Below are 24,746 nucleotides of genomic sequence, written 5' to 3'. Positions count from 1 at the left end.
ATCACTTAGGCGGATGCGCCGCCGATGGTAAGCTGCGCGAAAGACTGCGGGACGGCAAGGCCGCAATCATAGAGCAAGTAGCCGTCGAAGCAATGGTTCTGCGAACCGTCGGTTGCGACGTAGCCCGTAACGTCCACGCCGTCAAAGGCGTTGCCCTTGATAAGGTCGGGATAGCCAACCTTGATAATGCCATCGCCGCAAGCATCGTCCTGCTTGACGATGCGCCCGAAGATGCGGCCTTGCACGGCGGGGTCATCGCTCTTTTCGTCCACAAAGTAGCTGCGCTTGTTAGCGTCCTCAACCATGGCAATGTAGTTCCAAATGGTGTTGTTGTTCGCGTAGATAATGCAGCCCTTCGGCGCGGGGTTCGCAAAGGTCTTCAACAGCCCAAGGGTCTTCACAATGTCGGCCTTGGTGAGCGTTCCGGCCTTTGCAACGGTCAGCTTGTTATCAACCGCCATGCCCAACTTGGCATCGTCAAGGCGCGAATGGGCGAAAGCGTTTGCCGCAACGGCGATGCGGGCGGCAACCTCGGAAATTAGCCAGTTCTCGAAGCCGTCAATGGACTGAACGGCCATCTTGCGGGACAGCTTAACGGTCTTCTTGATCTCCACGCCAACAAGCCCGATGGTGTCAAACTCGTTCTTCTCGTCGGTGGGTGCCTTGCCCTCGTCGGTCTGCTCGGCATCGCCCTGCGCAATGCCGGTGTGGCGCACCAACTCGAATTGGTGCTTAAAGGTTGAGCGGCTCACATCGCCGAACAGCACCGCCGAATTGTCAACAAGGCTGATGATCTGGCCTTGAATCTCCTTCGGGATAACGGCATCTGTGTTGGTGGTAAGCGCGGTGAACGCCGCACGCTCCTGCGTGGTCATCTCGTTGCCGCCGCCAAGCTGAACGCCCGCGCGGGTCGCAATGTCTTTGAGCCAACCGCGCTTCGCTGCGGCTTCGTAGTCGGTAGTGTCGCGCACGACGGCACCGGCAGCGCTCGCGCTGCGTGCCAGCGGCACGGTGGAAACCTTCGGCGCGGCTCCGCTCTCGATAGCGGAACGGGCGGCGGCGACAGCGGCGGCGCGGGTCTTGCGCTGCTCGGCCTGCTCGGTGGTCTTGCGCTCGATCTCCGCCGTAAGTTCGGCCATGCGCTCTTCGTCCTGCTTGGCCTCTTCCTCGGTCACTCCCTCGGGGGTTCCCTCGGCGTACTTGTCAATCAGCGCTTGCAGTTCCTTCAACAGTTCATCCATGGTTCTAGCCTTTCTTTCTTGCGTTTGCAATTGCCATTACGGCGCACGCTCTCGCGTGCGTCATGCGCCGCCGCGCAAACTCCTTGCGCGTCTGCTCAATCTCTCCGTTAAGCAAGTTGCGTGCGCTAATCTCGGTGTTGGGGTCAGCCGGAAGGCTCACCGCCGACACGTCGAAAACCTTTTTGACCCGCGTAATAGTGGTAGTGCGGGTTTCCCTGTCGAACTCGTCAGCGGCCACGGTGAACGCCCATGACATACGCGTGATAAGTCCGGCGGCTATCTCTTCGTAAAGCTCGCGCGATGCTTGGCTGCGCGACAGGTCGGCGGCGATGAACAAGCCGTGTTCGTCCGGCTCGATAAGCAGCGTGCCGTTACTCGTGCGGGCGTACACGCGCCCTTCGTGGTCGTACTGCAAAATCACGTCCGACATATCGGCTTCGCGGAAAGCATCGGGGCTGATGATCTCCAAATACTCGTTGCCCGCGAAGTCGCAATAGATGGGGTAGGGGTCATTGAACGTGCTTGCGTAGCCCTCGACGTAGTAATCACTGTCAAAGCGCTTCTTCGGCTCTTCGCCGCCCTCGTCTGCGCGTTTGAGCGGCGCGAGCGTGGCGGTCAATGTTCGGTACTGTCTTTCATTCGGCTTGCTTGGCATCGTTGCCCCCTTGTCCCTTGTCCTTTGGTGCGCCTATCTGCTCTGAAAGCGCAATGTTGGCGTTGGTCTGCGCGGCGCTCGCGGCTTGCTCTGCCGTATGCTCGCTAATCAACCCAAGGTCGATATACTCGCCACGGATTACGTGGCGCTCGCCGCCCTCGTAGTGCGGCGATTGGAACACGTCGGCAACTTGGTTGCCGTTCCAGATTCCACGGTCGAAAAGCGCCGTTGAAACGGCAAGCTTCGTGGTGCTGCTGGCGAACTCCAAGCGGTTTGCCGAAAACATGATTTCGTTTCCGTGGGCAATCTCGTTCCTGCTGTAGGTCATCGCGGTTAGCACGTAGCCAAGCTGAACGGCGAACGTCTCAATGTTCCCTTCATAGAACGCGTTATAGGTGTCCTCGTTCGCCTTGTTCAGCACCACATCTTCGTTGGTACCGAAGAACCTATAGGCGCTCTTCTCGATGCGCTCCATCTGCGCCGCGTCAACCGTGTAGCTTGACGGCGTAATCTGCTTCACATCGTCAAAGATACGGTCATACACGGCGATGCCGCCCGCGTTAGACGGGTCAAGCTGCTTGTTGAAGTCCTTTGCGGCCTGTTCCCTGTCCTTGTCGTTGCGGTTCTGGCTCAACTTGCCTATAAAGCGGATGAAAGCGCCTTGCTTAATGGCGTTCATTTCCCCTTCGGTCTGCGCGTGCATCAGTTCTAGCGTTGGATTAAGCACGTTGGTGCCGTCGCCGAAAAGATCACTTCGGTACTGGTGGCGCGTCATAACGCCGACGCGTGACCATTCCACGTACACGCTTTCAGAAGTCGGAAAGTCCAGCTTCAACCAAAGTTCGCCGCCCACGTCATAGGCCGTGCATTTGCTCGGCAACACCGGGTAATAGCCAACGTGCGTTGTGTTGTCATCGGCGAACAGCGGAATGATCAACGCCGTGTCGTTCACCTGCAACATGGTGTAAATGCGCTTGATGAACTGCGGCGTTGTCATCCACGGGTTGGGCTGGTAGGCCAGCGAAGCCGTGGCGTGGCTCTGCGCGGTGCCGCTCACCTCTGGTTTCAGCTTGCTTGCGTGGTTCGCGCCGCTCTCGATGATTGAGCGCGTCAACTCCGCTTCGTAGATGCCGCCCGTCCAAGTGGTGAAGCTTGGTTGGTAGGCCGTGAACGTTGAGAAGTAGCCGTTTACGGCTTGCATCTGCTTGCCGTGAAACACGGAATCGAACATTGAGCGCAAGCGCGGTTTCAGTCTTGCCAAGGTTTCAGCCCCCTATCATTGATTGGTATTCGTCGGCCATGTCTTTAAGGACTACGAACGCGTCACACTCCGCCGCCCATGCGTCAATGCGGTTGCGCGGGTCTTGGTTCTTCTTGTCCGGCGCAATGTTGCCGTTCGCGTCCGATCTGACGGCCACGTTTGAGCGGCACCACTCCGCAATCGGGTTGGCGTTGTCAACTATTCGGTTCTCCCGGTAAAGCGCCCGCAGTTCCTTCATGGGCATTGACAGGGTTTGCGCACCCTGCACGACGCGCCGGAAGTAGTCAGCGCCAAAGTACCCTTCGTAAGCTTCCACGGTCGGCACGTCGCGCATATGCCACGGGTCATAGCCGCAAGCAACGGCATAGATGCCGTATTTCTGCTGAACCTCGGCCACCCAATCAAGCACGACGCGCTTATCAATAATGGGCGTTGGGCACGTGCGCAAGTAGCCGTTGGCAATCCACGCATCATAGGGCACGCCGTCGCGCCCGCCGCGCCGTCCCTCGCGCTCCGCTTGCTCTAGCGCACGTTGCGGAATCCACGCCATGTGCAGCGCGTATATGTGCGGGTCGTTCGGGCGCTGCATGAGCAGACACGCCGCCGTCAGGTCGGTTGTGTCCGAAGCGTCAACGCCCAGAATCGCATATGTGAAGCCGTCCGACGGGTCAAAAGTCGCGTCGTTGTGAATCTCTGACCATGTAAGCCAAGCTTGGCTTTGGTTCTCAATCAGGTTGAAATCCTTAACAAGCAGCGTCGGCAGAAACGTAGGGTCGTTCTTCGCCTTGCTCACGTTCTTGCGAAGCGCGGGCAGTGATTTGATGGTTCCTAAGCCCGGATTGGCCTTGACCCACGCCGGTTCATGCTCCCATTCCTCGCGTTCGTCCAACTCGTAGATGAACGCAATGAAGCGTTCCGCGTCAACGCCGGTTGCCTGACCGTCAAGCCACTTGGCGGCGTACTGGTATTGCGCATCGAAGATGCCAGCGCGGACGAAGCCGTTTGTTGTGATCTCCAACACAAGCGGTTGCCTACGCGCCGACGTGCCTTGTATGGTCAGGTCGTACAAGTCGCGGTTTCGCATCGCTGCCAACTCGTCGATGATCGCGCCCGACACGTCCAAGCCGTCAAGGTGGTTCGTGTTCGCGCTAAGCGCCTTGATGGTGCCCATGTTCAAATCGCAATACAGGTCGCTCACGCGCTTGCGAATGTGCTTTGACAGCGCCGGTGACGTTTTAATCATGCGCCAAGCGTTGTTGAAGCCCTTAGCCGCCTGATCGTGGGCGGTCGCCACGTTGTAGACCTCTGGTGCGCCCTCGTCATCGTTCACCTGCAAGTCAATTTCGATGCCGGACGCAAGCGCGGTCTTTCCGTTCTTCCTGCCCATGACCCAAAGCACTTCGCGGTACTGCCGCAAGCCCTCTGCGTCAACGAAGCCGAAAATCACGGACAGAATGGCAAGTTGGAACAATTCCAGCTTGAAAGCGTGCCCAAGCTTGCCGGATGGTAGGCGGCAAAAGCGCTCAATGAAGTTAACGTGCTTGCTCGCGTACTCTTCGCGGAAATGGTACGGATAAAGCGGGTCTTTGTTGTCCATGTCGCGCAGAATCTTTGCAGCTACCTGCTTGATCTTGCGGCACGCCGTTATAGACCCGTCAAGCACGCCGCCGAAGTATTCACGTATAGCTTTCTCGCACCGCCCAGCCTTAGCGGCCTTAGTCATAGCGCGTTTCAGCTAGGTAGTCCGTGAGCGCATCAGCAGCCGCCGCGCCGGTCGGCATCAGATCGCAAAGCTGCTTGATGCCGCGCTGAAACGTAGTGAATAGCTTGTTGTAAGCGGAAAAGCCGGGATGCTCTCGCAAGCCCGATTGACCGCCGCCGTTGTCGTACTCGGTGAAGATGCTTTCATAAAGCAGTTCGTGCCGCGCTTCGTCAAGCTTGACTTTCAGAAACGCGATGTTGTGGAGCATCGGCAACACAACTTTGCGCTTCTCGTCTGGTATTGCGTCCTTCGTTATGCGTTGAAGGTTGCGCACCTCGCTTTCGACACGCGATTGCATGGAAGCGGGCTTGCGCTTCGGCTTACTTTTGCCAACTTCGCCCGAAACTTGCGAACTATCGCATAGTTTTTGCTTCTGCACAAGACCACCCCCCTTTGAAAAGTCGGCACGCGAAAGAAATTGACTCCCGGCGTTGGTGCCCAAGGAATCGTTACGCAGATTCAAACCGGGGGGGATTGCCCGCCGCTCTGACCTGCTGTTTTATTTCGGTAATTTTTTCTTTGGTTTGCGTTTCTCGTCGCGCCGATCATTCGGCAAGGCAAATCAAGTTGCCGTCGGCATCAAACGCAAGCCCTTGACGCGTCGCACCGGCACGCGCCCACCCGTGCGTTTTCTTGTGGCACAAGTCGCAAAGGCTGACCAAGTTATCAAGGCCGCAAGCAATGTCCGGGTTGTCGATGTTGGCCGGTGTCAGTTCTTCGATATGGTGAACCATCGTTGCCGGTGTTATCTCTCCACCGGCAAGGCAGCGTTGGCATAAGTAGCTATCTCGCTTTAGCGCGTCTTCCCGCGCACGCTCCCAAGCCTTGGAATGATAGAACGCGTCACTAAACGGTTTAGCCATGCGCCACCACCCCAAAAGAAAAAGCGCCACGGCTCTAAGTCCGTGACGCTTTGCATAGTTCTAACCACCTTAGCGAACTTTAACACAACATGGGAAGTGATGGGAAGTGCCAATTTCTCATGCGGTGCGAATGTGCGCGAAGCCCACGCCGTCGATATAGGCGAAAGCCGCGCCCGATAGTTCACGGCACCATTTCACCGAACAGCGCATGACCTCGGCAACTTCCTTCCATGGCATTCCTTGGCAATACGCCATGCAAAGCACATCGGCGTAGCGGTTGCCTTTCAGCTTCGCCAAGCCGCCGTGGTCATCGTCGCCGTAAAGCAGCATGGTTGCTTCGTCCAGCATTTCCGATGCTTCGTTGATTCTGCGTTGTAATCTCTGCTCAAACTCAATGCGCCGGTTTACCCTGTCCATTGCATCGCTGTTGCCGCTGCCCTGCTGCTCACCGTAGCGCTGAACCTTCGCGCCCTCGGAAGCTTTGAGCCGTTCCAACATTTCCTTTGAGCGCTCAATTTCAACGACGGTTTCCCGTATGCCCTCGAAGTATTCTTGCGCTCTCATGGCTCCACCTACGCAATGCCGGTGCTGCCGAAGCCAGCCGCCCCGCGCTCCGTCTCGGTCAACTCCTCGCAGGGCACCAACTCGCACGGAACGAACGGCATAACGATAAGCTGGCAAACGCGCGTGCCCGCGTCAAGCGTGGTGGTTTCGTCCGACTGGTTCAGCAGCGTTGCGCCGATCTCGCCACGGTAGCCCGAATCAATCACGCCCACGCTGTTTGAAAGCGTGATGCCGTGCTTGCTCGCAAGGCCGCTTCGCGGGAACACAAGCCCCACGCACCCTTGCGGAACCTCAACCGCAAGCCCTGTGCCGACCGTGGCGCGTTCGCCCGAATTCAACGTCACGTCATGGGTAATGCGCAAGTCAAGCCCCGCATCGCCTTCATGCGCATAGCGCGGCAGTTCCGCGCCGTCCGAAAGTCTCACGTTCATTTTGCGTCCAATCATTCTTCGTCCTCACTATCTGTTGCCGGTTCACCGCTGACGCTCTCGCGGACGCAATGCCCAACCTCTAGGCAATTCGTCCACCTATCCCAGACCACGCAAAAGCACTTCTTGCCATCAAGCACCGCGCCCCTGTTTTTGCATTCATCCATTGCGCTTGCCCTTCTTCGCCTTGCGCCATGTGCGCAGAAGTTCAACCAGTCCCATTGATTCAAAGCTGCCTAAAGCCGGGTTCGCCAGGCGCAACGCTTCTCCGTCAATCGAAGCCGCAACAACGTTAACGCCCAGTATTTCTTCGAGGATGGTTCCCGCCTCATCCACAAGAACGTTTTTGCACATCGGTGCGCCAATGAGCATTTCGCGGCTTTTGTAGCAAATCGGCCTTGGCACTGGCTTGCCGATCTCCATTGCCTGACGCTCAATGTATTTCGCCATGACTTCTGATCGTGTAACAATCGGTATGCCGGTTTCGTGGGATAAGTTGATAAGGTATCGCGTCTTTCCTGAACGCCGGCCGCCTACGTAACATTGCATCTCATACACCCCCTAAAACGGTATGTCATCGTCGTAGATTGAACCGACCTGCACCGGCGCGAGCGCGGGCGCACCTTCGGAGCGCTGCGCTTCGCGGCGCGTGTTCATCAACTCCACTTCGTCAACGATGATTTCAACCTTGCTGAAATGCTGGCCGTTGCTCTCCCATGAAGACTTGTGAAGGTGGCCGGTAATGCTGACCTTGCAGCCCTTCGTTAAGTACGGGTGCAGCCCTTCGCCACGCTTGCCAAACATCGTGCAATCAAGCCAATTGGTGTAGTCGCTATAGCTTCCGTCCTGCTGGCGCTGGCGCTCGTTAACAGCAACGGTGAAGCTGACCACGGCAAGGCCGCTGCCTGTCATCCGCAGTTCAGCAGACTTGCCAAGATGGCCGGAAATGGTGCAGGTGTTAAGGCTCATTGCTCCACCCCGTCCAGCTTCATAATCAGGTTCGCGGCCTGAACAGAACCAAGGCCACCAACTCGCTTGTTTTCGGCTATATGCAGTTCCTTCATGAGCGCTTGCGTTCGCTTAAATCCGTATCCCGGCATTGCGTTTATAAGCTGTTTGACGCGCATACCGGCGTAAGCCTGTTCACATTCCAACGCACGCTGCACGACAATTGCCGCCGTGTAGATTCCATTGCTGATCTTTGCGCGGATTTCTGAACGTTCTTTGCGAATCCTCATTGCCTTTTCAAGGTTCGCTTGCCTTTGCTCTTTTGTCAGTTCTGGTGCTGTCATTTCAGCCCCTTTCATCCATGTGCCTGATAATTACTTCTTATCAGTCACTTGCTGTTTGTCTTGAAAGCCTTTTCGGTGTCGCACCTGCGCGTTTACGGTGGTGCGCGGTGCGCGTTCAAAATGCGCCATTGCAACTTCATTGCAACACCTCTTCAAGGTCTGCCGTGGCTTCCATGGCCGCTTGCTCGAAGACGCTTGCGGCGTATGCGTCGCGTCCCGGCAAGACGTGGGCGTAGATGCGAAGCGTGGTTGCTTCGTCTGCGTGCCCCAATCGCTCCGAAACGGTTTTCAGGTCTACGCCGTGGGTCAGAAGCCACGTTGCGTGCGTGTGCCGCAAGTCGTGGAAGACGAAGCCTTGCGGCATTTCGATTTTTCCGGCAAACGTCGTGAATGCGCGTGAAACGCTGTTAGGGCGAAGATAGCCGCCATCAACCGTGAGCAACGGCGCGTTGCTCGGCAGATCGCCGCAGAACAACCGGCGAAGTTCCATGAACGCATCAATGGTTTCAATGTCGCTTGTGGTAATGCCGATGTTGCGGCACTTACGGCCTTTGGTAACGTCGCGCCTGTAGGGCTTCTTGCCCTTCTTCTCAATGACGGTGCCGCCCACGTGGACGTACTTTGCAGCCCGGTAAATCTCGCCCGGACGCAACGCGCACACCTCGCCAACCCTCATGCCGGTTCTAAGCGAGAACCACGCGGCAAAGGCGTTCAGCGCCTTGCGCCACGTCCGCTTGTTCAAAACCTCTGGTTTCAGCAGTGGTTTTAACTGCGCATCCAGCTTGCGGAAATCGCCGATGTTGAGCGCTTGCGCTTCGTGGTGTTCAGGGCTTGGCTTCTCAACGTCAATGATCGGGTTTGTTTCGCATATGCCCGCTTTCACGAAGAACTTATATGCGCCGCGCATGAAGTTATGGACATTGATAACGCTATTGCGGGACAAGCCTTGCCCGCCTAGTTCCTTTGGCACCATCAAGCGTTGTTCGTAGCGGTTGAAGTCGGCGACGCGCAAATCACGGGCGTTTGAGGTTGCAAGGTACTTCCGGGCATACTTGGCAAATAGCCTATAGCTGCGCACGCTGTTAGGGCTTGCGCCGTTGCGCTCACTCATGGCCGTGTAATCGTCCAGCAGGTCGGCAATCAGCGCACTTGCTACTAGACCGTCAGCCGTAAGGTTAGCCGCCCAAGCGTTAGCCATTTCCTGCGCTTCCGCTTCGTCGTGCGCCGCCGGGAACTCTCTATAGGGCTGTATCTTCTTACCTTCTGGCGTTTGCCCAAGGTAGGGGCGTGCGTACCAGACTTCACGCGCCTTGCTCCATTTGACCTTGCAAGCGCTCATGGCTACGCACCCGCTATTTCAGGCAGCGGCTTGCTCTTCATGGTGCCCAAGCGGCTTTCAAGCGCAAGTAACTGTTGCCAGTAGCGCGGCAAGTGATCGTGAATAGCCCTCAACTCGCGTTGGTTCTTGTTCCGGCAGCACCAGCACGAAACGCGGTCTAGCACGTCATAAAGGCACACGCCGTCTTGCTCCCACGTGGCACCGTAGGCGCGGCAATATTCCAAGCAATCCGCTTCGGTATAGCCCCAATCCGCAAGCGGGAAGCGCTTATAGGGCTTGTGCTGCTTGGCAAGGCGCTTTTCTTCGTCCGCCGCAATTCCAACGTAGACGATTGCGCCTTTGCCCTCGGCGTAGCGGTCTAGGGCTGCGGTCTTCTCGGTAGTACCCCAGCGGCACGCGCCGCCGCACCATCCATAGCCGTACTTGTGTATTTCGCCCGTCTCGCGCGATTTCACCGGGTGAACGAACATCTTGTGCAAGAAGGGTTCTTTTGGCTTCAACTCCGTGTATTCAATGCCCATTGAAGCAAGCACCGGCAACATACGGTCACGTTCGCGGTAGATCGCTTCAAACTCCATGCCGGTATCGAAGAAAACAACTTCGTTAAGGTCTGGCGTGTTCTTTTCGTCCAGCAGCAAATGGAGCATCGCCAAGCTGTCCTTGCCCCACGACACGGACGCAATGAGCCATTGGCTTTCAGGTTGATTGCTGTTACTCATTGCCGCCATCCTCAAACACGCCGCCTTTGGCGTACCAAGCAGTATCAAAACCTTTGGTTTCGGTGGTGGTCTTCGGCTCGATTTCCTCAATCAGAAAATCAATGCACTGCTTGCACTTTTTCAGGTCTTGAACGCCGTTCTTGCGAATCCAGCGCCATAGGTACTTGAACGCGCAGCCCCACCAGTAAAGCGCGATGGGCGCAAGGTTCACGGCCTTGCCGTCGTTGGCGCATGGCTGCAAGCAATAGCCCGTGCCCATCATCGCCGCCATAGCGTCCTTGCACTCAATGCCGCCGCTGGTGTAGTGGCTAGGGTGCGAAACCGCGTCTTTGGCGGCTTCGATCTGCTGCAAGCTAACGTCGCTCATAGCGCCACCCCCAGCGCTCGCAGACGGTCGCCATAAAGGGCGCGTGTGTCATCTGCTGGCGGTACTTCGTCCGGGTGCTTCGCGTCGTGGTCGATGATTTCCCGGTACATATCGCGGCAAACCTTTTCCACGCTGTCAACGTCCGCGCGGCGTTGCTGGTATTCGTCCAGCGGTGCCGCTATATGCTCGCGCCTGATCTCCACGGTGGGCACGGCATCGAAGCGAAAACGCGCGGTTATGTCGAACTCGCAAAGCAAGCTTGGGTACTCTCCAAGCAGATTGCTTGCGTGGTCGCGTATGTATTCCCCCGCTTGCTCAATGGCTTCAATGAAGCCTTGCCGGGTGCTTAAATCCGGCCAAGTGTCTTTTGCCATATTCTGACCTTCCTAGATTTCGCCGCATTCGCGGTTCTCGTGGCCGCTGTGGCCGTCTTTTGGTGTTTTGTGGGTATCTGTAGCCCTTTACGCCTTTTTGGCGCTTCTGCGCGGCTCTGGTTCGCTGTCGCATTCCGCAACAAAGCTGCCGTCGTATGAAGTGACCTCTTCCGTTTCCGGCAGGAAACCGCCAAGGAATCCAAGAACGCGGGCTTTTGACCAACCACCGCTTGCGCAGACGGCTTGGCGCTGCATTTCCTCAACCAGTTCACGCCGGTAAGCCGCCATGCGGCCACGGCTGGCGTTCTCCAATTCCTCAATCCGCACTTCAAGCGTGGCGGCGCGTGCCTTTTCCTGCTTCAGGTTGGTTTGAAGCTGCTTCTTGCTCTGCTCCAAAGGCTCGATCTTTGATGCGGTGCTTTTCCGCTCTGATTCGCTTTGCCGCGCGAACTCTTCCGCCGCCCGAAGCTTCGTTGTCTTTTCCTGCAACGTCTCTTCAAGCGATTCAATACGGGCTTTCGCGCCGTCAAGCTGCTTCGCAAGATCAAGCTTTTCTTGGTAGGTCGCATAAACCATCTGTTCAAGTTCGGCGGCGCTCATGCTCGGTTGCTCGGCTTCCTCATTGCATTCAACGCGTTTGAAAAGTCCCATGAGATACCCCCTAACAAGCCAGCGCGGCAGCGTATGCCGCCGGGTCTGCAATCGCACTGCGCGGAATGCCGCGCGTGCAATTCATCCACTCTTTGAGCCAGCGCATGAAGCCGCGCAAGAACGGTTGCACGTTGTTGTCATCAGCCCAACCGGCAATGCCTATGAAGCCGTCGCCGTTGAAGCTGACCGCTTCGCGGCCTTGCCAATAGCGGCCATCGACGCGCAAAAACGCTTCGTAAATCCCCGGACGTTCCGTTGATACACTGATGTTCGGGGCGTGCTTTTTGAGACATGACGGCTGCATGAGCATGAGCAATTCGCCCTTGCTGGCTAGCTTGCGGTCATGCCTTGCGCACTCAATGGCTATGAAGCCTTGCAAAGCCCGAATGTCGATGCCGCACAAGTCCGCATAGGTCAAGCTGCGGTTGAACGCATCGCGCACCTGACCGCGCGTCAACTTATCCGATAAGGCCATCACAAGCCCCCTTCGCGTGCTTTCCGTGGCGCTTGCTGATTGAGCCAAGCAAGCCATCTTCGGGCGTGCGCTTGTCCTTCCATGCAAGGTTCTTGCACTTCCAGCACGGTTCACCCTCGTTGGCGAACCAATCAAGCGGGCGTTGAATGCCGCACTTCGGGCATTCCCGTGTCTTAACGTGGTTTTCGTAATGAACTGGCATGGTCAAAATCTCCAATCTTGCCGAATGTGTAAAACTTTGTGGAAAACGCGTTGAAAACTGCAAAATCAGGCTTTAAGGAACGCGGAAGCGATTTCATGCCCAGAAAGAAGAACCAAGAAAGAGAAACTTTCTTGTTAGTCAACGTCACAAGCAACAGGCATTCGGTTTCGGTTTCGGTTTTATGACCGAAACCGAATGCCTTAGACCTAGATATAGACTTAGGCATAGATATTGCTTTCGCAGTTTTTTAATGGTCGGTTTTGCATATCGGAAACCCTCGGTTTTCCGTGTGGTTTTCGTTCTCGCGCTTTTCATGGGTCTATCAGGCGTTTTGGTTTGGCTGTGGGTTTTTGCGCGGTCTGCCGCCCTTGCGTCCGGCTGCACGTTTCTTGCCGAAACTAAGCGCGTTTTCGTGCATCCGGGGATTTTCCAAGCACCCGTTTTCATCGGTCTGCAAAAGCCCGATGCTTAGCAACTGATCTACGAACGCCGTAACCTCTTCGATGCAAAGCAGTTCGCAGAAGTTGGAGCCGTCGCCGAATTGCAGCACGTCGCCCAGAATCAACTTATCTTCTTCGGTGCTGAACGGGATTACGTGCCCTTTGTTGGATGCCAGAAGTTCGCACACGCGCCACCAACGCCCGTAACCGCTCCAACCAAGCCGCCTGATAAGGCGCTGGCACTTAATGTCATTGGACGCGTTGGAATCGTGCGGGAAGTACGCCAAGCGGTCTTGCGCAAGTTCGCTTGCGTTAGGCATCTTCGCGCCCCTCTGCTTCGGCGTGCATTGCGGCAACCCTCGCGGCTACCTCGTCGTGCTTGCTGTCCTTGCGGCGAAGGTAGATTGCGCCAGCTTGCTTGATGCTGCCGGTGACAGCGGCCATTTGGCGCTGCTCGGTCAACTTGGGTTCTTCGATGATCGCCGCCGCGAGAACCAAACCGGCTTGCAGACCGGCGAACAGCGCCGTTGAATCAAGCTTGATGGTTTCGCCGGTATCGGCGTTGACTATGGCAACATCGGCACCCACGCAATCAAGCAGCGCGAAAGTGTCCGTGATGCGCTCTTTGGCTTTCTTCGTGTTGGTCATCATTTCTTTTCGTCCTTCCTGTCGAACATTGATTTGCGCGTCTCTATGCGCAAGTCGGGGTTGTTTTCAAGCAGCCACCGCGCAAGCAGCGGGGTAACTGTGTTGTTGATGCTGTAGTGGTGCGTGATGCCGTGCTGGTCGGTGTAGGGCACCGCTACAAGCCTGTAAGCGCTCTCGTATCGCACGCGCTCAATTAGGTACTTCGTGGACACCCGCAAGCCGCGCCGGTGGATGGCAAGCGCCGTCAACTCGATTTCGTGCGCCGCCTTGGGATTGACCCGCAACCACTCGTTGAACAACTCGCGGTAGCTTTCAGCTTTGAGCGGCACCGGGAACACAAAGGCGCGTTCTTGGGCTATGACGGCTTCCACGGGCTGCGTGTAGTCATCAACGTTCATAGCGGTGCTGCCTTTCAAGGCGTGCCAGCAAGCAATCAAAGGCGAAGCGGGCTTGCTCATACGTGGCAGTGAACGGCACCGGCAACGGGTGGCGAACGCGCACACCGCCGCCCTGCTCAATGTAGGCCGTCCAGAATCCGCGCTTGTCGCGCTCGAATGTGGCTTTAGGCATAGCGCTTCACCAGCTACACGATCACGGCAGCTTCAACGACGATGCAAAGAGCCGTCAGCCAAAGCCCGTAGGTGTCGCCAAGCCAGATTTGGAAGGTGGCAACGGCCATGGGCAAGATGCCGGACATTGTGAGCGCTAGGAAAGCCATAACGGCAATGCGCTGCCAAAGGCGCGGCCAACGTGCTAAGATTTCTTCGTCAAATTGCGGCCAGCATTTTTGACGTGCAAGCGTGCGGGTTCCAGCCGTGCGCTTGCTTCGTTTTTGTGGCGGCATCGTAAAGCGGTTGCAAGGCTTTGAAAGAAAGCCGCTTGCGTTGCATCCAGCTTGCCGCCCTCGCGGTCGGTAACCATTATCAAAACCAAAGGTTTTAGCGCTGGTTTTCATGGTGGTTAACCTTCGCTTTCGGTCGTGGTTTGGTCATTGGTTTTTCTCCTTTCTTAGAACCAACGCGCTAGACCGATGCCCGTTAAGCTGCTGCAAAAGGCACGATGCCTAGCAATTCGTCTGCCGTGCATTCGTACAACTTGCAAAGCTGAATCAGGCGTTGCGCAGTGGGTGACGTTTTCCCGTTCTCCCATGAACCAAGCGTGGTGATGGATACGCCAAGGCGCGTTGCCGCTTCTTGGGCGGTATAGCCCTTGCGCTCGCGTGCTTTGCGATAGTTGCCCATAATTCCTACCCCCTTTCTTTCTGCTCGTATAAGCCTTTGTGTTTCCAAAATAAACCAAACGGCTTACTTTGTGGTTTAGATAATAAGCCGAACGGTCTAGCGCGTCAACAATATTTTGTATACAATTATCCGCAAGGCTCACAAGCGGGAAAGGTTAGGCAAATGGATAACGAAAATGTAAAACGCCTGATTGGTTCGCGTATAGCGATTGCACGCAAAGCCGCTGGCTTGAATCAAGATCAAGTAGCGGAAGCAATCGGCGTGCATAAGCAGACTATTTCACGTTGGGAAAGCGGGAAACGTGCGCCCAATGGTGAGGAAATCAGGTTGCTAGTTAACCTGCTTCATTGCTCCGCTGATTTCATTCTTGGTCTGTCGGACACAATCACGATTCCCGAACAATAGAAAAACCCCGCGCAGGTTTGACGGCTGGCGCGGGGCAATACCAAATAGGCAAGGTGATTTTATCATGGTCAAACGTAGAGCGGCTATATACGCCCGCTTTTCGTCACACAACCAACGGTCGGAAAGCATCGAAATACAGGTTGACGCTGGCACCCGCTACATAGCTGAAAACGGCCTTGAACTGGTGAAGATATATGCGGACTACGCCAAGACGGGGCGCAACACTGACCGGCGCGAATACAAACAGATGATGAACGATGCCCGGTTAGGGCTGTTTGATTATGTGGTGATCTACAAGGTGCCGCGCATCATGCGCAACCGTGACGAAATGGCGCTAACGCGCATCATGCTGCGCAAAGCCGGTGTTGAAATACTCTACGCCGGTGAGGAAATCGCCAGCGGTTCGGCTGGCGTGCTGCAATTGGGAATGCTCGAAGTGCTGGCCGAATGGGAAAGCGCCATAGACAGCGAACGCATCATTGACGGCATACAGAAGAACGCGCAAAGGTGCATGGCGAATGGCCGCACGCTCTACGGTTGGGACATTGTAGAAGGGCGCTACGTTATCAATGACCGCGAAGCTGCGGTGCTGCACAAAATGAAAAACATGGTGTTTGCAGGTTCGATAATCGCCGAAGTGGTCAGGGCTGTTGCAAACGTGCGCACACGTCAGGGAAAGCCCATTAACCATGATCGCGCTAAGAAGCTGTTGTTGCGCCCGCAAAATGGCGGCACGTATAGCTACGCCGGGCACGTGGTTGAAGGTGGAATGCCCGCGCTCTGGCCGAAAGCTGAACAAGATATGCTAATAAGCATCTTAGGAAATCCGCGCCCGCGTCGCCGCGTAGACCACGCCGCAGAATGGCCGCTAACCGGCAAGCTGTATTGCGCAGAGTGCGGCAACACTCTTGCCGGAACGTCCGGCACCGGCAAAAGCGGCACGGTCTATGCCTATTACAAGTGCAAGAAGTGCAAGCGCACTTTCAGACGCGACATTTTGGAAGATGCCATAGTTGACATGACCATATGCGCCCTAGAGCGCCCCGACGTGCGCAAGCGCATTGCCGACGGCATGGCAACCTATGAAGCCACTATGGAAGATGCGCCGCTTGAAAGCGAGCGCCTACGCAAGGAAATAAAAAGGATTGATGCCGCGTTTGAACGAATCTGGCAAGCCATAGAAGACGGCATAGCGCCACCGGGCGGCAAAGAACGCATTGAGGATTTGAAAGCCCGCAAAGATGCGTTGGAAACCGAATATCAGATAGCCAAGGCCAATGAAAACATTGAACCGGGCTTTTCGGAATTGATGGACTGGCTAGACAATGTAGCCGAAGAAATGAACCCGCAAGAAATCCTAACAATGTTTGTGCGGGCGGTGCAGATCGACAAAGCCGAAGTGCGGTTGTACTTCGCCTTTGACTATTACGGCGACAATTTCACGCCGCCAAAAAAAGACGAACACCAGTTAAAACGGTGTTCGTCTAATTCTCCTATGGTGGAGCCTAGGGGGATCGAACCCCTGACCTCATGGCTGCCAGCCATGCGCTCTCCCAGCTGAGCTAAGGCCCCGAAAAAGTGCGAGGACTATATTAACACAACGGACGCGACGCGCAAGAACTTTTTTCAGGAATTTTGGAAATTCCCGCTAGCGGCGCTCGCGTCCCTCGCAGCTCCGGCTTTACTCGGCCTCAGATGCGGCGACGATCTGGTCGATGATGCCGTCCAGGGCGCCTTCCACCTCGTAGGCCTCTACCTTGCCTTCGTCCACCAGACGGGCGAAGGTCGGATCCATCGGCAGCGTGGCCACCGCAGGGATGTCGTACTTCTCGGCCACGGCCGCGCCCTGGGGCTCGCCGAAGATGTGGTGCTCCTTGCCGCACTCGTCGCACTTGAAGTAGGCCATGTTCTCCACGAGGCCCACCACCGGCACCTCCAGCGACTTCGCCAAGTTCACGGCCTTACCAACGATCATGGCCACAAGCTCCTGGGGAGCCGACACGGTGACGATGCCGTCCACGGGCAACGACTGGAAGACCGTCAGGAACACGTCGGAAGTTCCCGGAGGCATGTCGACGAACATGTAGTCCACATCGCCCCAGTTCACCTCCTGCCAGAACTGCTTGATGGCGCCGGTGACGACCGGGCCGCGCCAGGCCACGGGCATGTCGCCCTCGGGGAGCATCAGGTTCACGGACATAACCTCGATGCCGCTGGCGGACTTCGCCGGATTAATGCCGTCGGCGTCGGCCGTAAGCCGGCTGTCCACGCCAAAGGACTTCGGAATGGACGGGCCGGTGATGTCGGCATCCAGAATGGCCACTTTGTGACCGCGCTTGTTCATCTCGGAGGCGAGCAGGCTGGTGACGAGGGACTTGCCCACGCCGCCCTTGCCGGACACGACGCCGATCACATGCTTGACGTTGGTGCGCTTGTTGGGCGCAAGGGTGCTGGGGCCAGCCTCGGCGGTGCGATCGCCGCAGCCGGAGACGCCGCAGCTGGAGCACTCGTGGGAACATTCTTCTGCCATGATTCCTTCTTTCTCTTCTCGAGTGGCCGCGCACTTCGCGACCAGGGTAGTTCGCAGGGCATCATAGCACAAACCCCGAGGCATCCTTTCGACACCTCGGGGTTCTTGAACGTCGTAAGAACAAAAGACAGACCGCTTCGGAAAACACGCGCCGGCGCTTAGAAATCCTCGGGCATGTCCTTGCCATCGCCGGATGCGTAGAAGGTGGCCTCGGCAGCCAAATCGCGGATCGATTTTCCCTCGTGGAACGGCAGATCCAGGAACTCGGCGATGGTGGGCACGAGCGGGCTGCAATCGACGTAGTGACCCTTCTCGTTGAACTGGTTGGTATCCTGCGCGCGCCAGTACTGGTCGTTCACGTCGGTCAGGTAGTACAGCCCGTCGGCCACTTCCATATAAGCCGAGTGATTCGTGTGCAGGTAGGTGGGCAGCTCGTCGATGGTGATCTCGAGGGCTTCAACGTCCTTCTTCCCCATTAAGGCTCCTTTGCTCCGATGAGGGTGGGTCACTGCTGGTTCTATGATAGCGCGATCGGCGGCCTGTGGGCGTATCTACGCGAATTAGTCATCGAAGAAGGTCGAGGCAACGCGAGTGGAAGCGGCGGCGTCCTTTGCATAGAAGTCGGCGCCGATCTGCTCGGCGAACTCCTGCGTGATGACCGCGCCGCCCACCATGACCGCCACACCAGGAAGCTGCTCGTGAACGAGAGCGATCGTGCGCTCCATGGCGCCGACCGTGGTGGTCATGAGCGCCGAAAGCCCGATGAGACGCGCGCCGGTGTCGCGGGCGGCAGCCACGATGGCCTCGGGGGCGACATCGCGGCCCAGATCGATGACCGTGAAGCCGTAGTTTTCCAGAAGCATCTTCACGATGTTCTTGCCGATGTCGTGGATGTCGCCCTGCACCGTGGCCACGATAATGGCGCGGTCGCTTTCGGCGGGGACGTGCGCGTCGCCTTCCGTAGGGGCGGGGCTTGCGCAGCCCTTGCGAGGGGTGACTGCACTCGAGCCCGAGGGGCGACCAAGGTCGCCCCCTACGGGGGTGGCTTCAGCGGCACTTGCGCCGACTGCCCGAGCGCGGTCGCGAATGAGATCGAAGCCGGCTTTCACGGCTTCGGCGGAGGCCATGAGCTGGGGCAGGAAGAACGCGCCCTCGTCGTATTTCTGGCCGACCACGTCGAGGATGGGAACGAAGATATCGTTGATGATGGCCAGGCCGTCGTGGGTCTCCAACAGCCGCTCCGTGGCCGTTGCCACCGGTGCCTTGCGTCCTTCCAGCACGCATTCGGCCAGATGGGCGACGGTGTCCGCCGCATCGGTGAAGGCTTCCGTTATCGGAACGGGACAGCCCTTTGGAACCGAGGGGCGACCGAGGTCGCCCCCTACGGGGGTGGAGCCGGTGGCTGCGACGCCGTTGCGCATCCCCTCCGTAGGGGCGGTGCTTGCGCCGCCCTCCCGAGTGGTAGCCGCGTCCGCAGCCGAGGGGCGACCGAGGTCGCCCCCTACGGGGGTGGATCCGGCGGCAACTTCGTAAGGGTCGCTCGCGTTCGCGTAGGCTTCCAAAAATGCCCGGCAGCCCGTATCCTGGCCGTTCAAGATGCGGAACGTCGCCACGGTGTCGCGGTAGCGGACGTTCAGGGGGTTCAAAATGGGCATGTCGAGGCCGGCCCCGAAGGCGGCAGCGAGGAACGTGCTGTTCACGAGCGGCCGCGCTGGCAGACCGAAGCTGACATTCGACACGCCGAGCACCGTGCGCACGCCGAGACGTTCCTTCACCAAGGTCACTGCACGCAGAATCTCACGCACCTCATCCTGGTTGGTGGCGGCGGCCATGACGAGGCAGTCGATGGCCACGTCCTCGCGCGGGATGCCGTGAGCCTCGGCGGCAGCCACAATGCGCTCGGCGATGGCCAGGCGCTCTTCGGCCGTGGGAGGGATACCGTTTTCGTCCAGCGTGAGGCCGACCACCGTGCAACCGTAGCGCGCCACCACGGGCAGCACGGTGGCGAGGTTGTCGGCCTTGCCGTTCACGGAGTTCACCATGGGGCGGCCCGCATAGGCGCGAGCCGCGGCTTCGATGGCGGCCGGATCCGATGAGTCCAGCTGCAGCGGCAGAGGCACGGTGGCCTGCAACGCGCGCGTGACCTGCGACAAGAGCGCCGGCTCGTCAAGACCCGGCACGCCCACGTTCACATCGAGGATATCGGCGCCGGCGCGCTGCTGGGCGGCCGCCTCGGCCACCAGGTAGTCCACATCACCCGCTTGCAGAGCCGCTTTCAGCTTCTTCTTCCCCGTCGGGTTGATGCGCTCGCCGATGACGGCGATGCGCGCCTCGCCCTCGGGCAGCGACACCATCTGCTGCGCCGAGGTCACCGCGAAGGCAGGACAATAACGCAGGTTGGGGACGCTGAACGCCGAGAGGCCCTTCGGCTCGCTTTGCTCCCCCCAAGCAACACGGGAAGAAGCGGAGCCCGCGGAAACAGCTGTCGCAGAGGAGGCCACAGAAGTGTGTGCTGGAACGGAGACGGATGCAACCGCGGGGAGCGGCCGCACATCGATGAGCGCGCGCAGAGCAGCAATATGGTCGGGCGTCGTGCCGCAGCAGCCGCCTACGACCGTGGCACCGGCATCCATGATCGCTTCCATGGCCTGGGCAAATTCGTTAGGGCCCACGTCGAAGACGGTCTCGCCATCCTGAATGCGGGGCAAGCCCGCGTTGGGTTGCGCCATGACGAGGGCGCGGTCGTGCGGCGCGAGCTCCCCCACGAGCGGCGCCAGCTCCGTCGGCCCGAGCGAGCAGTTGAGTCCCACGGCCGAGGCGCCGAGCGCCGACAGCGTCGTGGCGGCGATGGCCGGCGTCGTGCCGAGGAAGGTGCGGCCGTCCTCGCCGAAAGTCATGGTGGCGAACACCGGCAGCGTCGTACTTTCCACCGCAGCGAGCACGGCAGCCTTGGCTTCCAGCAGGTCGGCCATGGTTTCCACGACGATGAGATCGCAGCCGGCCGCCTCGGCGGCGCGGGCTTGTTCGGAGAAGATGTCGAGGGCCTCGTCGAAGGTGAGGGTTCCCAAAGGCTCGAGCAGCGCGCCGGTCGGCCCGATGTCGCCGGCCACCAGCGGCGCCCCGGCCGCCCGAGCGTTGGCCGCGGCCGCCGCGTACACCTCGGTCACGGTAGCGCCGGCGTTCGCGAGCTTCAAGCGGTTGGTGTTGAACGTGTTGGTGGTGATGCAGTCGGCGCCAGCTTCCACATACTGACGCTGAATGGCCACGATGGCCTCGGGGTGCGTGAGGTTCAGCAGATCCGGCACCGCGTGGACGGTATGGAGCCCAGCGGCCTGGACGAGAGTGCCCATGCCGCCATCGAACAGCAGGTAGGTGCGCCCGGCCAGGGCCTCGGCCAGGTGGGCGTCGGTCACGGTGAGCTTACGCGGGGTTGCCATAGCAGGTCCTTCCTTCGGCGCGCAGGGCGCACGTATCGGCGACGGGGCAGGTGGAGCAGCGTATCCCCTCCGTAGGGGCGGTGCTTGCGCCGCCCTCCCGGGCGGAATTCGGATGGGAACGCAGGCCGATAACCGCCGTGATGGATTTGGTTGGAACGAGAAGGTGCGCCGCCGTAGCGTGGATCCCCAGAGCACGGTCGGCGCCACTTGCGACAAGAAAGGCTGGCTGGCAACTCAGCGACAGGTCGCCATAGCCAGGGCTGAAGCGCGATGTGGCGGCCAGGTTCCGCGCCGTGGCCTCTTCCACGATATGCGCGTTCAGGACATTGGCCGCCTGCTCGACGAGGGATGACGCGCAGGCATCCACGAGCAGGCCGTCCGTCGCGCTGAGGGCCCGCTCGCGACGCAGCAGCATCTCGCTTTGCATCCCCACCGTCACCGCCAGCAGCACCACGCGCGCGCAGCCTTCCACATGGCGGGCGATATCGCGGCCCGGCAACAACGCAAGGGCTTCCGACGCGCCCATCTCGCGGTACACCCCGCGCGGGACGAGCTCCTTTTCGCACAAGCAAGCCGCGCGTTCCAGCCTTTCGCGCAGATCCCCCAGCTTCTGGCCGCGATGGCCCAGAAACGCCAGGGCCTCTTCCCTATCGACGCGCGCTTTCAGTTCCACGGCGTCACCATCCTCCAACAACGTCGGAGGCTCTTAGGCACAGCGCCTTCGGCACGGCTCTCGAGATGGCGGAAAAGACAACCACGGTGTTCACCGAAGTCCGGCAGCAGCGACCGCTTCGGCGGCGGCGCAGGCGATATCGGGCTGGTTCATGGCATACACGTGCAGGCCGTTGACGCCGTGGCGACCGAGGTCGACGAGCTGGTTGCAGGCGTATTCGATGCCCGCCTGGCGCAGGGCCACCGGATCGTCCTCGTACTTCGCCAAAAGCTTGATGATGGGCGCCGGCAGTGAGCTGCCACAGAGGAACACCATGCGCTGGATCTGCGATTTCCCCAGAAACGGCATGATGCCGCACGAGATGGGGGCCGCAACACCCGCAGATTCGGCCGCCTCGCGGAAGCGATAGAAGTCGTCGTTGTTGAAGAACAGCTGGGTGATGAAGAAGTCGGCGCCGGCATCTTGCTTCGCGCGCAGATGACGGATGTTCTCGCGCGGATCCAGACAGTCGATATGCCCTTCCGGATAAGCCGCCGCGCCCACGCACAAGCCGGCCGCTTTCAGGCGCGGGTGAGCTCGTAGGCATAGCGAAAATCGGCCGGCTCCTGGCCGGGCGCAAGATCGCCGCGCAAAGCGAGCACCGTTTCAACCCCGGCCGCGCGCAGGGCTTCCACTTCCGTCGCCACCAATGATGCCGTGGCGCTCACGCAGGTGAAATGCGCGACAGCGGGTGTAGCCGCCTCGTTCTGAATAAGTTCGGCGATGGCCACCGTCTGGCCGCCGTGCCCGTTGCCGCTGCCGCCGGCCGAGCAGGTCACCGAGATGAAATCGGGAGATGCAGCGCGCAGGCCTTCCACGACCTTGCGGGCCGCGTCCAGCGTGAGCTGACCCTTCGGCGGGAACATCTCCACCGAGAAGGGGATGCGCCGCGCGCGGCTCTCGGACACTTCCGTGCAGGCTGCGCCAGCCTCTTGGGCTACGGCCACGCGCCCCGCGCGGCTTGCGGGCAAACGATCCTCGCGGCAGCTTTCGAAAATGCGGGCGACGGTTTCCATGAACAGCGTGTCTCTTTCCTCGTGCGAATCTCCTGCGCGTCGCGTGAATCGCTCCCGTGCGTCGCGCAAGGCTCCTGCGCGTCGTGCGAATCCTCCGGCATGTCGCGCGCGCCAAATCTTCCACGCGCTATTATAGAGAGGAACCGGCCTTCGCGCCCGAGTCTATCGCTCGCTGGATAGGCAAAAGGGCGATGGAGGGCCATGGCATCTCGCGAAAGGAGCCCCGCGTTGCGCATCGGCATCATCTCGGACACCCACGGCTCGCTGGACCCGCGCGCCTACGCGGCGCTGGCAGATTGCGACCACATCATCCACGCCGGCGACATTTGCGGGCCGGCCATTCTGCGCGAGTTGGAAACCCTGGCCCCCGTGACAGCCGTGCTCGGCAACAACGACTTCGACGAGTACGGCAGCGAGGTAGGACATTTCGCACATCCAGTTTTGGGCGGCGTGCGCTTCCTCGTGGGCCACAAGCCGGGCGACGTGCGCGTGAGCTTCGCCGGCTCGGCGGCACTCGCACCCGGAGACCCGCTGCCCGACGTCATCGTGCACGGGCATACCCACGTACCCGAACTCGTGGTCGGCCCCGCGGCGCGGCCCGCGAGCATCTATTTGTGCCCCGGCGCCGTGTACCGCCCCCGCAGCGATTTCGGCCGCACCATCGCGAAAATGGACGTGGAAGACGGCCGCATCCTGCACACCTGGATAGAGAACCTCGACGGGAAAGTGCTGTTAGAGGCTTAGGCTCGCATTTTGCAGCTTTGCGTCCTCGATTTTGTAGCCGCAAATTGACGGTTGTGAAATAACAAGCGTCAATTTGCGGCTAGAACGAGGCGAAATCGCTCGCAGCACGACGAAAAGTAACCCCGAATCGACGATGTTTATTTCAAAACCGTTTATTTGAGGCTAGTTTTTGAGATCGCCTTCTCTCGCGGCAATCTGTCAAAATTTTTCCGTAAACTGTAAAAATTTTTGACAGTTTTAGACGCCGAGGCCCACGGTGAGGTGGCTCATGTAGAAGGTGAAGCGCATGAGGAAGATCGCGACGAAAGCGAGGATGCTGGCGACGGCAAGGAGTGCTGGGGATTGGCGACGCTCGCACTTGATCGCGGTGCACCAGGCGAGGGCAAGGGCGGAGACGAGCTCGTTTTCGATGCCCTGCAGCTGGAAGCCGAGAACGGCGTACACCGCTACGTTGGCCGCGCACGCCGTCGTCGCGAGGGCGAGCAGGATACGCGCCCCGCGACGACTCGAGAAAACGCGCGCCTGCGCGAGGAAGATCATGGCGGCGAGGCCCTGGTAGAAGAGATGGCCGGCCGCCGCCTCCAAGGCTTCCAGATAGTGCGGCGCCCAGGTGAGCAGGTGGTCGCGCAGGTACTCGTCCGCAAGCTCACGACGCTCGAACTTGGCGGAGGTGGTGGGTTGGCCGAACCAGATACCCTGGTGACGATTGCGGCGCTGTACCTTCTCGGCATCATGTACTTCATCGGCCAGGGAGGCTTCCGCCGCGTGCTGGCCGGCACCGACATCAACGAGATCGAGCTATTGGCCCTCCAGCGCGGCGGGAAGAAAGGGTCTGCAAGCCGCGTGATCGCCCGTACCGATAGCGCAGCCGCCATGACCGACGCACCATCCGCCGCCTCGGAAGCATCAGCATCTGTTTCTGAAGAAGGTGTCGAAGGAAAGGATGCCGCAATCGCGGATCCCCTCCTCTGCGCTGCCGACACCGTCGGCACGCAAGCCGAAAGCAGAGATCGCGCGCAGGGAGCGCCTCATAGCGCATCGTCCGGTAGCACTGCAGCTACCCGAGATGGCGCTGCCTTTCGCGACCGTTTCTCGAAGCAGATGGCGGCAGTGCGCGAGTTCTACGGCCTATCGGCCCGCGAGGCGGAGGTGGCCGAGCTCATCGCCCGCGGCAACACTGTGGCCCACATCGCCGAGCTGCTGTTCGTCTCCGAGAACACGGTGCGCACCCATTCCAAGCGCATCTACGTCAAGCTGGACATCCACAAGCGTCAAGAACTCATCGCCCTCGTAGAAAGCTTCGAACCCGAAGGGCGATAAAAGCAGGCACGATTCTGAACGCAGTGCGTTCAGAATCGAGATAAACTGCAGGGCGCGTGC

31 protein-coding genes, 1 tRNA gene and 1 pseudogene are annotated in these 24,746 nt (G+C 59.1%); 4 read left to right on the top strand and 29 right to left on the bottom strand.

The genetic code is table 11. From position 1 onward, the window contains the following. Positions 1–5 precede the first annotated feature (5 nt). The 22 genes from ACW4QM_RS08605 to ACW4QM_RS08500 all read right to left on the bottom strand — a co-directional run bounded on the left by ACW4QM_RS08605 (position 6) and on the right by ACW4QM_RS08500 (position 14,522). Positions 6–1,241 carry a phage major capsid protein gene (locus ACW4QM_RS08605; RefSeq protein ID WP_455798366.1) on the bottom strand — a complete coding sequence of 412 codons (1,236 nt, stop codon included), beginning with the start codon at positions 1,239–1,241 and terminating at the stop codon, positions 6–8. Between the two features lie 4 nt (positions 1,242–1,245). Beyond that, positions 1,246–1,896, bottom strand: coding sequence for an HK97 family phage prohead protease (locus tag ACW4QM_RS08600; protein WP_114538725.1), 651 nt, complete (start codon positions 1,894–1,896; stop codon positions 1,246–1,248). After that, positions 1,877–3,157, bottom strand: coding sequence for a phage portal protein (locus tag ACW4QM_RS08595; RefSeq protein WP_455798365.1), 1,281 nt, complete (start codon positions 3,155–3,157; stop codon positions 1,877–1,879). Before ACW4QM_RS08595 ends, ACW4QM_RS08600 begins: the two co-directional genes overlap by 20 nt. A gap of 4 nt (positions 3,158–3,161) precedes the next feature. Further along, positions 3,162–4,754, bottom strand: coding sequence for a terminase large subunit (locus ACW4QM_RS08590; protein ID WP_455798364.1), 1,593 nt, complete (start codon positions 4,752–4,754; stop codon positions 3,162–3,164). 118 nt (positions 4,755–4,872) lie between these two features. After that, positions 4,873–5,298 carry a hypothetical protein gene (locus ACW4QM_RS08585; protein WP_114538722.1) on the bottom strand — a complete coding sequence of 142 codons (426 nt, stop codon included), beginning with the start codon at positions 5,296–5,298 and terminating at the stop codon, positions 4,873–4,875. Positions 5,299–5,464: 166 nt separating this feature from the next. After that, positions 5,465–5,653: a hypothetical protein gene (locus ACW4QM_RS08580; RefSeq protein ID WP_455798375.1), complete on the bottom strand. Its 189-nt coding sequence runs from the start codon at positions 5,651–5,653 to the stop codon at positions 5,465–5,467. A 246-nt stretch (positions 5,654–5,899) separates the two neighbouring features. Beyond that, a complete protein-coding gene (locus ACW4QM_RS08575) occupies positions 5,900–6,346 on the bottom strand; it encodes a hypothetical protein (protein ID WP_302404103.1) in 447 nt (148 codons plus the stop codon). Positions 6,347–6,354: 8 nt separating this feature from the next. Continuing rightward, entirely contained in the window at positions 6,355–6,792 is a 438-nt protein-coding gene (gene dut / locus ACW4QM_RS08570) for a dUTP diphosphatase (RefSeq protein ID WP_455798363.1), read from the bottom strand. A 141-nt stretch (positions 6,793–6,933) separates the two neighbouring features. Continuing rightward, positions 6,934–7,224 carry a hypothetical protein gene (locus ACW4QM_RS08565; protein ID WP_302404105.1) on the bottom strand — a complete coding sequence of 97 codons (291 nt, stop codon included), beginning with the start codon at positions 7,222–7,224 and terminating at the stop codon, positions 6,934–6,936. A gap of 111 nt (positions 7,225–7,335) precedes the next feature. Then, positions 7,336–7,743 (bottom strand): single-stranded DNA-binding protein, encoded by a 408-nt coding sequence (locus tag ACW4QM_RS08560; RefSeq protein WP_455798362.1) that lies wholly within the window; start codon positions 7,741–7,743, stop codon positions 7,336–7,338. Further along, a complete protein-coding gene (mihF, locus tag ACW4QM_RS08555) occupies positions 7,740–8,066 on the bottom strand; it encodes an integration host factor, actinobacterial type (protein WP_455798361.1) in 327 nt (108 codons plus the stop codon). Before mihF ends, ACW4QM_RS08560 begins: the two co-directional genes overlap by 4 nt. Before the next feature lie 136 nt (positions 8,067–8,202). After that, a complete protein-coding gene (locus ACW4QM_RS08550) occupies positions 8,203–9,405 on the bottom strand; it encodes a tyrosine-type recombinase/integrase (RefSeq protein ID WP_455798360.1) in 1,203 nt (400 codons plus the stop codon). A 2-nt stretch (positions 9,406–9,407) separates the two neighbouring features. Next, positions 9,408–10,124, bottom strand: coding sequence for a phosphoadenosine phosphosulfate reductase domain-containing protein (locus tag ACW4QM_RS08545; RefSeq protein ID WP_160213713.1), 717 nt, complete (start codon positions 10,122–10,124; stop codon positions 9,408–9,410). Further along, complete coding sequence (locus tag ACW4QM_RS08540) at positions 10,117–10,491, bottom strand: DUF3310 domain-containing protein (protein ID WP_151429553.1); 375 nt, start codon at positions 10,489–10,491, stop codon at positions 10,117–10,119. The genes ACW4QM_RS08545 and ACW4QM_RS08540 overlap by 8 nt, the downstream gene beginning before the upstream one ends. Next, a complete protein-coding gene (locus ACW4QM_RS08535) occupies positions 10,488–10,865 on the bottom strand; it encodes a hypothetical protein (RefSeq protein ID WP_151429552.1) in 378 nt (125 codons plus the stop codon). The genes ACW4QM_RS08540 and ACW4QM_RS08535 overlap by 4 nt, the downstream gene beginning before the upstream one ends. 87 nt (positions 10,866–10,952) lie before the next feature. Further along, the gene (locus ACW4QM_RS08530) at positions 10,953–11,516 is read right to left on the bottom strand and encodes a hypothetical protein (RefSeq protein WP_151429551.1); all 564 of its coding nucleotides are present in this window, start codon (positions 11,514–11,516) and stop codon (positions 10,953–10,955) included. 10 nt (positions 11,517–11,526) lie between these two features. Next, positions 11,527–11,991 (bottom strand): hypothetical protein, encoded by a 465-nt coding sequence (locus tag ACW4QM_RS08525; protein WP_455798359.1) that lies wholly within the window; start codon positions 11,989–11,991, stop codon positions 11,527–11,529. Positions 11,992–12,515: 524 nt separating this feature from the next. Further along, complete coding sequence (locus ACW4QM_RS08520; protein WP_114538710.1) at positions 12,516–12,953, bottom strand: Lin1244/Lin1753 domain-containing protein; 438 nt, start codon at positions 12,951–12,953, stop codon at positions 12,516–12,518. After that, entirely contained in the window at positions 12,946–13,284 is a 339-nt protein-coding gene (locus ACW4QM_RS08515; RefSeq protein WP_151429548.1) for a hypothetical protein, read from the bottom strand. The genes ACW4QM_RS08520 and ACW4QM_RS08515 overlap by 8 nt, the downstream gene beginning before the upstream one ends. Next, positions 13,281–13,679: a hypothetical protein gene (locus ACW4QM_RS08510; RefSeq protein ID WP_114538708.1), complete on the bottom strand. Its 399-nt coding sequence runs from the start codon at positions 13,677–13,679 to the stop codon at positions 13,281–13,283. The genes ACW4QM_RS08515 and ACW4QM_RS08510 overlap by 4 nt, the downstream gene beginning before the upstream one ends. A gap of 185 nt (positions 13,680–13,864) precedes the next feature. Further along, entirely contained in the window at positions 13,865–14,236 is a 372-nt protein-coding gene (locus ACW4QM_RS08505) for a hypothetical protein (protein ID WP_455798358.1), read from the bottom strand. Between the two features lie 82 nt (positions 14,237–14,318). Continuing rightward, positions 14,319–14,522 carry a helix-turn-helix domain-containing protein gene (locus tag ACW4QM_RS08500; RefSeq protein ID WP_114538707.1) on the bottom strand — a complete coding sequence of 68 codons (204 nt, stop codon included), beginning with the start codon at positions 14,520–14,522 and terminating at the stop codon, positions 14,319–14,321. A 162-nt stretch (positions 14,523–14,684) separates the two neighbouring features. Between ACW4QM_RS08500 and ACW4QM_RS08495 the strand changes: the two genes are divergently transcribed. Beyond that, positions 14,685–14,927 carry a helix-turn-helix domain-containing protein gene (locus tag ACW4QM_RS08495; protein ID WP_151429546.1) on the top strand — a complete coding sequence of 81 codons (243 nt, stop codon included), beginning with the start codon at positions 14,685–14,687 and terminating at the stop codon, positions 14,925–14,927. A 64-nt stretch (positions 14,928–14,991) separates the two neighbouring features. Further along, positions 14,992–15,933, top strand: a pseudogene (locus ACW4QM_RS08490) (recombinase family protein); the annotation flags it as partial. Positions 15,934–16,423: 490 nt separating this feature from the next. Here the strand turns inward: ACW4QM_RS08490 and ACW4QM_RS08485 are convergent. The 7 genes from ACW4QM_RS08485 to ACW4QM_RS08455 form a co-directional block, all read right to left on the bottom strand. Then, a tRNA-Ala gene (locus ACW4QM_RS08485) sits at positions 16,424–16,499 on the bottom strand. A 109-nt stretch (positions 16,500–16,608) separates the two neighbouring features. After that, positions 16,609–17,457, bottom strand: a complete 849-nt coding sequence (locus tag ACW4QM_RS08480) for an Mrp/NBP35 family ATP-binding protein (protein WP_114538705.1) — start codon at positions 17,455–17,457, stop codon at positions 16,609–16,611. A gap of 158 nt (positions 17,458–17,615) precedes the next feature. Continuing rightward, positions 17,616–17,933, bottom strand: coding sequence for a hypothetical protein (locus tag ACW4QM_RS08475; protein ID WP_022738605.1), 318 nt, complete (start codon positions 17,931–17,933; stop codon positions 17,616–17,618). An 84-nt stretch (positions 17,934–18,017) separates the two neighbouring features. Next, on the bottom strand, positions 18,018–20,894 hold the full coding sequence (locus ACW4QM_RS08470; RefSeq protein ID WP_455798357.1) for a homocysteine S-methyltransferase family protein: 2,877 nt from the start codon (positions 20,892–20,894) through the stop codon (positions 18,018–18,020). Beyond that, entirely contained in the window at positions 20,878–21,567 is a 690-nt protein-coding gene (locus tag ACW4QM_RS08465; RefSeq protein WP_306506520.1) for a hypothetical protein, read from the bottom strand. Before ACW4QM_RS08465 ends, ACW4QM_RS08470 begins: the two co-directional genes overlap by 17 nt. Positions 21,568–21,657: 90 nt before the next feature. After that, positions 21,658–22,110 carry a methylenetetrahydrofolate reductase gene (locus ACW4QM_RS08460; protein ID WP_306506519.1) on the bottom strand — a complete coding sequence of 151 codons (453 nt, stop codon included), beginning with the start codon at positions 22,108–22,110 and terminating at the stop codon, positions 21,658–21,660. Positions 22,111–22,127: 17 nt separating this feature from the next. Next, positions 22,128–22,622, bottom strand: a complete 495-nt coding sequence (locus ACW4QM_RS08455; RefSeq protein WP_272918791.1) for a methylenetetrahydrofolate reductase — start codon at positions 22,620–22,622, stop codon at positions 22,128–22,130. Between the two features lie 201 nt (positions 22,623–22,823). Between ACW4QM_RS08455 and ACW4QM_RS08450 the strand changes: the two genes are divergently transcribed. After that, positions 22,824–23,366: a metallophosphoesterase family protein gene (locus ACW4QM_RS08450; RefSeq protein WP_117284464.1), complete on the top strand. Its 543-nt coding sequence runs from the start codon at positions 22,824–22,826 to the stop codon at positions 23,364–23,366. A 342-nt stretch (positions 23,367–23,708) separates the two neighbouring features. Next, on the top strand, positions 23,709–24,686 hold the full coding sequence (locus ACW4QM_RS08445) for a helix-turn-helix transcriptional regulator (RefSeq protein ID WP_423752689.1): 978 nt from the start codon (positions 23,709–23,711) through the stop codon (positions 24,684–24,686). Positions 24,687–24,746: the final 60 nt, after the last annotated feature.

It is taken from the genome of Adlercreutzia sp. CNCM I-6207 (assembly GCF_977072305.1).
This window is presented reverse-complemented; position numbering and strand designations above follow the sequence as displayed.